Raw genomic sequence first — 7,650 nt, 5'->3', positions numbered from 1 at the left:
GGCGTCTGCTGCCCCGCCGCCTGCTGTCCGACCGACTGCCCGCCCACCACAGCCCGCTCGCCGTCCACAGCCCGCTCGCCACCGACGGCCCGCTCACCCACCACCTGCCGGCCCTCGCCCACCTGGGCCGCCTGGGTCGCCTGGGTCGCCTGGGCCGCCGTCACCGTCGCGGGGGACGGTTCCTGGGCTCCCTGGGTGAGCTGGTCCTTGGTCAGGTAGGGGCGGGGGTCCACCTTCCAGGAGGGCGCGTCGGGGTCGACCTCGCGGCGGACGACGCGTTCCATGAGCGTGGCCATCTCGACCGGCCCGATACCGCCCGGCACCGGCGTGAGGTGCTGCGGGATGCCGTACGCCTCCCGCTGGACGTCCCCCTTCACGCTGCCGTCCGGCTGTGGGACGAACCCGGAGTCGACGACGAGCCGGTGGTGGGGCCGGAGGTGGTCGGGGCCGAGGATGCCGGGGTTGCCGGTGACGGAGACGACGATGTCGGCGTCGCGTACCCGCCGCAGGTCGTCACCGGCGTCGAGTTCCATCAGCCTGTGGCCCTGCTCGCGCAGCGTCGTGACCACGCCCTGCCCGACGAACCCCTTGCTGCCGACCACCGCGATCACCGGGTCGTCCTTGGCGAACGGTTCCACCACCCGGCAGATGCCCTCGGCCGTGGCGCACGCGTTGTAGGGGGAGCGGCCCTTGGTGAGCGCGTCGATGTCCTTCGCCGGGTCCATCCGCTGCACGAGCGGCTGGAGATGGGCCGGCGGCGGGAACTGCACGATGATCGCGCGGGTCTGCGGATCCTGGTTGGCCCGCTCCAGCACCTCCGCGAACTGCGCACGCGTGGTGCCCGGCGGCATCACCACATGGTCCGCCTGGAAGCCGAGGTGCTCGAAACTCTTCACCTTCTGCTCGGCGGAGACCTTGGACGCCTCCAGCTTGATCTTCCAGTCCGGCGGGTCGTTCTCCGCGGGCTGGAACCGGATGATCGCCACGCGCTGCCCCGTCGGGGCCACGTCGTCGCGGTAGGGCTCGTACAGCTCCTTCGCCTGGCGCAGGACGTCCCGCCCCGACACGTGCTCGGTCATCGCCGGCTCACCCCCGGGTCGCTTCGTGGTCGATACGGGCGAGCACCCGGTCGACCGGTTCGAGCGCGCGGCCGAGGAGCTCCTCGACGTCCCGGACGGTGAACGTCCGGTCGCCCGTCAGGTCGTCGACGTGGCCGTTCGGGCCCGCCGTCAGCAGGATCTGGGTGAAGGACTCCGGCCCGGTCGGGTCGTGGTACGAGAACGCGCCGAAGTGGGCGATCCAGAACACCTCGACCGGCTCCGCGCCGAACGCCCGCCGCAGCGCGGGCAGTACGGCGTCCGCGACGCTGCCGAAGTCGTCGGTGACGCCGCGGTCGTCGGGGTTGCTCGCCAGCTCGGACACGACCGCGACCACCCGCCCCGTGGTGGTCGAGTGGACGGCGCGCACCAGCGTGTGCGCCCGCCCCGCCCGCCGGTGACGCCAGTCGACGACGTCCTCGAAGTACCGGAGAGTCGGGTTGGTGGAGCCCTCGGAGCCGCTGGAGCCACCGGGCCTGTCGGGGCCACCGTGGCCACCGTGGTTGTCGTGGTTGCTGGGATCGGTGGGGCTGTTCGGGGTGGTCGGAGTGTTCATGGTGTTTCTCCTGTCGGCCGCGTGACGACGGCCGTCGGTGTGTCCGGGAACCCGCGTACGGCACAGGCCGGGACCGCGTTCCCGCTGCCGGCCGCGCGATGATCCACCGCGCGCCGGTCCAGGGTAGGGAGACCGGCCGCCGTGCTCAGTGGTCCGTCCCGTACGGTTCGGCGGTCGGCGGCTGCTTGGCCCGGTGGCTGCCCGCCTTGCAGCCCGCGAACGGGCCCGCGGGCGAGCGGAGTTCGGCGAGTACCGGGCCCAGGTGGTCCCGGTGCCAGACCGCCGGACCGGACAGGCCCGCCGACGGGTCGGTCAGCTCCTGCCAGGCCAGCCACAGGCCGTGCAGCCGGGCCACCGCCTCCAGGTGCTCCCACCAGCGCGGGCACCAGGGCTGCTGGGAGCTGACCTCCCGGCCGTACACGGGGAGCAGCAGATCACCGACCCAGACGGCCAGGCTCCGCATCTCGTCCGTGTACTCGGCGCCGTCGAGGTAGAGGATGAACGGCGGTGAGGCGGACACCGCTTCCTCCACGCCGGGCTGGTCCACAGCCGTGGTCATCGGGGGCTCCCTTCCTGGGGTTCGTGGCCCGCGCTCATCGGACGAAGCTCTCCGTCGCGCGGGCCGTGATGGCCTTGACCTCGGCCTGGGCGGCCAGGGCGATACGGTCGGCGCCGGGCTCGGCGTACCAGGGGCGCAGCCTGACCAGGGCCGGCTTCACACCGGTGGCGAGAAGCAGCGCGGTGCCCTTGGGGAGGGCGCGGATGCGGTCGGCGGGCAGGATGCGTTCCAGGCGGTACGACGTGGAGCGCGACCTGCCGTCCTTGCTGCGGGAGTAGCTCACCGTCGACACGTCGTGCTCACCCACCAGACGGGAGACCTTCTCCACGAAGTCCGCGTCGTCGAGGCCCGCGCCGAGCAGCTTGATGGTGGCGGCGCCCCACAGCGCGTCCATCCCCGCGTCGCCCCACACGCGCGTGCCCTGCCGGTAACTCTGGAGCAGGGTCACGACGTTGATGCCGCGCGAGCCGAAGTGGGAGTACAGGTCGGGCAGGTCGGAGATGCGGCACACGTTCGCGGCCTCGTCCAGCACGGCCGTCATCGGCGGGTCGAGGCGGCCGCCCATCCGCTCGGCGGCGACGACACCCGCGCGCAGCACGGAGTCGGCGCACGCGGCGATCACCCCGGCCGCGGAGCCGCCGCCGTCCTTGGAGAGCAGGTAGAGCGTGTCCGGGGAGAGGACGTGCCGTTCGGGCAGGAACTGCGGGAGTTCCGGGTCGGGGCTCACCCAGGCCGCGATCGTCGGGTCGAGCAGGCAGGCCACGCACTGGCGGGCCGTCTCGTAGATGCCGTCGCGGGTCTCCACCGCGCCCTGGACGGTGCCCTGGAGCTGGTCGGCGAGGGCCGCCATGCCCGCGTCCCGCAGCAGGTCGACGGGCGTACGGTCGGCCGGGTCCGCCAGCCAGGCCAGCACCTCCCCGACCTGCCGTCCGCCGCGGTTGGCCGCGTGGAACAGGGCCGTGAGGGTGTTCTGGGCCGCGGAGATCCAGAAGTCCCGCTTGGAGGCGTCGTCGTTGACCGCGCCGACGAAGTGACCGGCGAGGCGGCGGGCGCCCTCGATCGTCGCGGCGTCGGCCAGCATGTCCCACCACAGACCGCGCGGGGTGTGGGCGATGCCCTGCGGGTCGAACGTCCACACCGTGCCCGCGCGTTCGCGTTCGGCGCGGGTCACGCTGTAGACGTCCGCCTTGTTCGAGGTCAGCAGGACACTGCCGCGGGCGCGCAGCACACGCGGGACGGCGATGCCGGTGGACTTGCCCGCCCGCGGCGCCATCAGGTCCAGCTCCACGTCCTCGTAGCTGCTGCGCAGCTCGGGGCCGCCGGGCTCCAGGTTGCCGAGGAGGTTGCCCGTGTCGTCCGGGGCGAGACGGCCCGACTTCGGCAGGGACGGGCGGAGTTGGCGGGCGCGGGCGGCGGCGCCCTTCGGGAGGAGACCGGCGAGTTCCTTGCGGCCGGCCAGACCGGTGGGCTTCGCTCCGCGGCGGCGGATCAGGACGACCGGGGTGACGAGGAGGGCGACGGCCGCGCCGAACACGGTGCCGATGCCGGCGGTGATCGCGCCGGTGGACGTCGTCGGCCACACGGTCGCCGGGCCCTCCTTCACGAGGGTGGACATCGTCTCCAGGGTGAACGGCGGTGGGTCCCAGCCGTTGCCGGTGAGGGCGGCGCCCAGGGTGCCGCCGAGCCAGGCGGCGAGGAAGAGGGTGCCGGCGAGGAGGGCGACGCCGGGGATGATCCAGGGGAGGAGGTCGTCGGCGGTACCGTGCGGTTTCTTGCGGGTGCTCATTGTCTTGGTCCCCCGTCAGGTCGTGGTGTGTCTGGCTGTGTGGGGTCGGACGCGTCAGGGCTCGGGGGTGCGGGGTTCGTCGGCCGGTGCGGGTGGGTGGGCGGTGTTCGCGCCCACGCGGCGGAGCCGCATGTGTCACCGACGCACCACGCACCCCACCCCCCGCCCGCGCACTCCTCCGCCGCGTTAGATACGTTGGCCCCGTGGACAAGAAGAACGCCCTGCGCGCCGGCGCCCTGGCCGCCGGTACGACGCTGATGATGCTGCTCATGTCGTCCCCCGCGCTCGCGCTGACGCCCGACGACGGAGACGACCCGGGTCCGGGCCTCAGTGTGATCGAGACGCTCGGCCTCTTCGTCGTGGCGCCGATCGGGCTGTTCGCGCTGATCACCGGCCTGGTGATGGTCCTGGACCGGTCGACGGACCGCGAGCCCAAGGTCAAGGCGAAGGCCTGACCGCCCCCCACTGACGGCGTTCCGCCGAGGGCACCCTCCGCACACCCGTGCGCCGAGGGTGCCCTCGTCGTGTTTCCGGGCGTGACCACCGGCCGGAGGAACACCCGCCGCCCGGCCGCCCGCCGTCCGCTGGCCGCGGGCCGTGGGCCGTGGGCCGTGGGCCGTTCAGGGGTGCGGCGACGGGTCCGGCGCCGTGAGGTACCGCTGCACCGTCGGCCCCAGCCACTCGACGATCTCCTCGCGGCCCAGGGCGACGGTCGGCGGGAACCGCAGGATGTAGCGGGTCAGCGCGAGCCCCAGCACCTGTGACGCGATGAGTGCCGCCCGCGTCGGGGCCTGCTCGGGGTCGGGGCACACCTGCCGGGCGAGCGGCAGCAACTGGTCCCGGAAGACGCCCTGCATCCGCTCGGCGCCGGCCTGGTGGGTGGCGCCCACCCGGAGCATCGCGCTGAGCACCTCGTTCTCCTCCCAGAGGTCGAGGAAGTGGCCGACGAGTACGCGTCCCACGTCCCGCGGATCCAGTGAGGCCGGGTCGGGCAGCCGCAGGTCCACGTCGAGCGCCGCGGCGTAGAGGCCCTCCTTCGAGCCGTAGTAGCGCATGACCATCGACGGGTCGATGTTGGCCGCCTTGGCGATCGCCCGGATGGTGGCCCGGTCGTATCCGTCGGCGGCGAACCTCTCGCGCGCGGCGACGAGGATCGCGGTCCGTGTGGCGTCGGAGCGGCGGTGGGGTCGGGCGGCGACGCGCCCCGTGTCGATCTCGGTCATGCCAACAAACGTAGGCCAACAAGCGTTGACGGTCCAGTGATGCCAACGTATGTTGGCAAACAGATGTTGGCAAACATGTGTTGGCGAACGAGCGTTGGCCCACAGGTGTTGGCCGGCAGGTGATGGTCCATGAGCGCGGGCGGCGGGAGGCCGACATGAACGGCAGCACCAGCGACATCCGGCACATCGACGACGAGGGGGACCGGGGCACCGGCGCGGCCGAGGTCATCGTCGTGGGGGCGGGCCCCACCGGCCTGCTGCTGGCCGGCGACCTCGCCGCCGCCGGCGTCCCGGTCACCCTCGTCGAGAAGCGCCCCCGCGGCATCAGCAACCTCTCCCGTGCCTTCGCCGTGCACGCCCGCACGCTGGAGCAACTCGACGCCCGGGGGCTCGCCGACGAACTGGAGGGCAAGGGCCGGGTGCTCGACCGGATGCTCCTCTTCGGACGGCTCTCCGTGCGGCTCGACACCCTCCCCTCCCGCTTCAACCACCTGCTCGTGATCCCGCAATACGAGGTGGAGGCGGTGCTGCTGCGGCGGGCGGTGGAGGCCGGGGTGAGGTTCCGGTACGACACGGAGGTGACCTCCGTGGAGCAAGGCGCCGACGCGGTCGCCGTCCATGTGCGTGCCCCGGAGGCGGACGGGGGTGGTGTCGAGCGGCTGAGCGCCGCCTATGTCGTCGGCGCGGACGGTCACCGCAGTGCCGTGCGGGAGGCGATCGGGCTGCCGTTCCCCGGCAGGCGGGTCATCCGTTCCGTCGTCCTCGCGGACGTGCGGCTCGACGACCCCCCGGAGCAGGTGCTGACCGCCAACGGCGTCGGTGACGCCTTCGCCTTCATCGCGCCCTTCGGCGACGGCTACCACCGGGTCATCGGCTGGCGCCGGGGCCTGGACGTCCCCGACACCGCACCGCTCGACCTCGACGAGGTCAGGGAGATCGCCAGGCTCGCCCTCGGGCGGGACCACGGCATGCGGGACGCCCGCTGGATGTCCCGGTTCCACAGCGACGAGCGGCAGGCGCCCGCCTATCGCGTCGGCCGGGTCTTCCTCGCGGGCGACGCCGCCCACGTCCACACGCCGGCCGGCGGCCAGGGCATGAACACCGGCCTCCAGGACGCGGCGAACCTCGGCTGGAAGCTCGTCGCCGTCCTGTCCGGCCACGCGGATCCCGCCCTCCTGGACACGTACCAGGCCGAGCGCCATCCCGTCGGCAGGGCGGTCCTGCGCAGCAGCGGCGGCATCGTCCGGCTCGCCATGGCCAGGCGTCCCTGGACACTGGCGTTCCGGGCCGCCCTCACCACGGTCCTCAACCACGTGGGACCCGCCCGTGCCCGCATGATCGGCCAGATCTCCGGCATCGGGTACGCCTATCCCGCCCCGCGGGGTGCCCACCGGCTCGTGGGTACCCGTGTCCCCGACGTCGCCCTCTCCGTCGGCCGCCTTTACGAGGCGCTGCGCGGCGGCCGCTTCGTCCTCGTCACCCCGCGGATCTCCCCGCCGGGCGACCCGCTCGCGTCCGGCTCCGGGTCCCGTGAGGACCGTCTGGCTGTGGCGACCTGGACGAGCGACCGCCGGACCACCGTCCTCGTGCGGCCCGACGGCCATGTGGCCTGGGCGGCGGACGACGCCGACGCCGGCGCGGTCGAGGAGGCGCTGACGACGTGGCTGGGGGCCAAGTCCTGAACCGTGTCCGGCACTTCCCGTCGGTCTCGCGTATGGGTGGTCACGGCCCGGCGCGTCACGAGCCCGTCCCCAGCACGAGTGTGCGCAGCAGGTCGGCCAGTTGGCCGGCCTGTTCCTCGTCCAGGTGGGCGAGCGCCTCCTTCTGGACGGCGAGCCCCGCGGACACCGCCTCGTCGATCACCCGCAGACCGTCGTCCGTGAGGGTGACCTGGAGGGCGCGGCGGTCGTGCGGGTCGGGTGAACGACGCAGCAGACCCGCCCGTTCGAGCTTGTCGAGGCGGCCGGTCATCCCGCCGGTGGTGAGCATGAGGGTCCCCGACAGCTGACGGGGCGAGAGGGTGTACGGCTCCCCGGACCGGCGCAGGGTCGCGAGCACGTCGAACTCGCCGCGGGAGATCCCGAACCGGGCGTACGCCTTCTCCATGCGGTCGCCGAGCGTGCGGGACAGCCGGTAGACCCGCCCGAAGACCTCCATCGCGGTGGTGTCGAGGTCGGGGCGGACGGCCGCCCACTGCTCGATGATCGCGTCGACGGGGTCGCGCGGGGACGTGTCGGACTCGGGACGCACTGTCATGGGTCGAGTATCGGGCGCGCGTCGGTCGGTCGCAAGAAAGTGGCTTGACGGAAAGTTGCTTAGCGCTAAGCTAATGGCAGGCAAGGTAATGCGGTGTACGGGCGGTGGCCATCAACCGCCGTCGCTTCACCTCGTCCGCCCCCACCGCCCCCACCGCCCGTACACCGCAGTAC

At 73.0% G+C, this 7,650-nt stretch carries 8 protein-coding genes; 2 read left to right on the top strand and 6 right to left on the bottom strand.

The annotated features are described in order from the left end of the window. From AOK15_RS35350 to AOK15_RS35335, 4 genes are all read right to left on the bottom strand, one after another. A partial coding sequence (locus AOK15_RS35350; protein ID WP_055522435.1) for a tetrahydrofolate dehydrogenase/cyclohydrolase catalytic domain-containing protein occupies positions 1–1,079 on the bottom strand: 1,079 nt, incomplete at its 3' end. Between the two features lie 7 nt (positions 1,080–1,086). Then, a complete protein-coding gene (locus tag AOK15_RS35345; RefSeq protein ID WP_055522433.1) occupies positions 1,087–1,653 on the bottom strand; it encodes a hypothetical protein in 567 nt (188 codons plus the stop codon). A 145-nt stretch (positions 1,654–1,798) separates the two neighbouring features. Then, positions 1,799–2,212, bottom strand: a complete 414-nt coding sequence (locus AOK15_RS35340) for a DUF4913 domain-containing protein (RefSeq protein WP_055522430.1) — start codon at positions 2,210–2,212, stop codon at positions 1,799–1,801. Between the two features lie 34 nt (positions 2,213–2,246). Next, positions 2,247–3,998, bottom strand: coding sequence for a type IV secretory system conjugative DNA transfer family protein (locus AOK15_RS35335; RefSeq protein ID WP_055522427.1), 1,752 nt, complete (start codon positions 3,996–3,998; stop codon positions 2,247–2,249). 203 nt (positions 3,999–4,201) lie between these two features. On the opposite strand from AOK15_RS35335, the gene AOK15_RS35330 reads away from it, so the two are divergent. Then, on the top strand, positions 4,202–4,453 hold the full coding sequence (locus tag AOK15_RS35330) for a hypothetical protein (RefSeq protein ID WP_055522425.1): 252 nt from the start codon (positions 4,202–4,204) through the stop codon (positions 4,451–4,453). A gap of 165 nt (positions 4,454–4,618) precedes the next feature. Here the strand turns inward: AOK15_RS35330 and AOK15_RS35325 are convergent, their stop codons facing one another. Further along, complete coding sequence (locus AOK15_RS35325) at positions 4,619–5,221, bottom strand: TetR/AcrR family transcriptional regulator (RefSeq protein WP_055522423.1); 603 nt, start codon at positions 5,219–5,221, stop codon at positions 4,619–4,621. 155 nt (positions 5,222–5,376) lie between these two features. On the opposite strand from AOK15_RS35325, the gene AOK15_RS35320 reads away from it, so the two are divergent. Continuing rightward, the gene (locus tag AOK15_RS35320; protein WP_079058886.1) at positions 5,377–6,903 is read left to right on the top strand and encodes an FAD-dependent monooxygenase; all 1,527 of its coding nucleotides are present in this window, start codon (positions 5,377–5,379) and stop codon (positions 6,901–6,903) included. A 55-nt stretch (positions 6,904–6,958) separates the two neighbouring features. Here the strand turns inward: AOK15_RS35320 and AOK15_RS35315 are convergent, their stop codons facing one another. Beyond that, a complete protein-coding gene (locus AOK15_RS35315; protein ID WP_055522420.1) occupies positions 6,959–7,477 on the bottom strand; it encodes a MarR family winged helix-turn-helix transcriptional regulator in 519 nt (172 codons plus the stop codon). Positions 7,478–7,650 lie beyond the last annotated feature (173 nt).

The sequence above is a fragment of the Streptomyces ossamyceticus genome (genome assembly GCF_001418475.1).
In the GTDB taxonomy this organism is placed as follows: Bacteria; Actinomycetota; Actinomycetes; order Streptomycetales; family Streptomycetaceae; genus Streptomyces; species Streptomyces ossamyceticus.
Note: the sequence above shows the minus strand (reverse complement) of the source record. Positions and strands in the feature narration are given on the sequence as shown.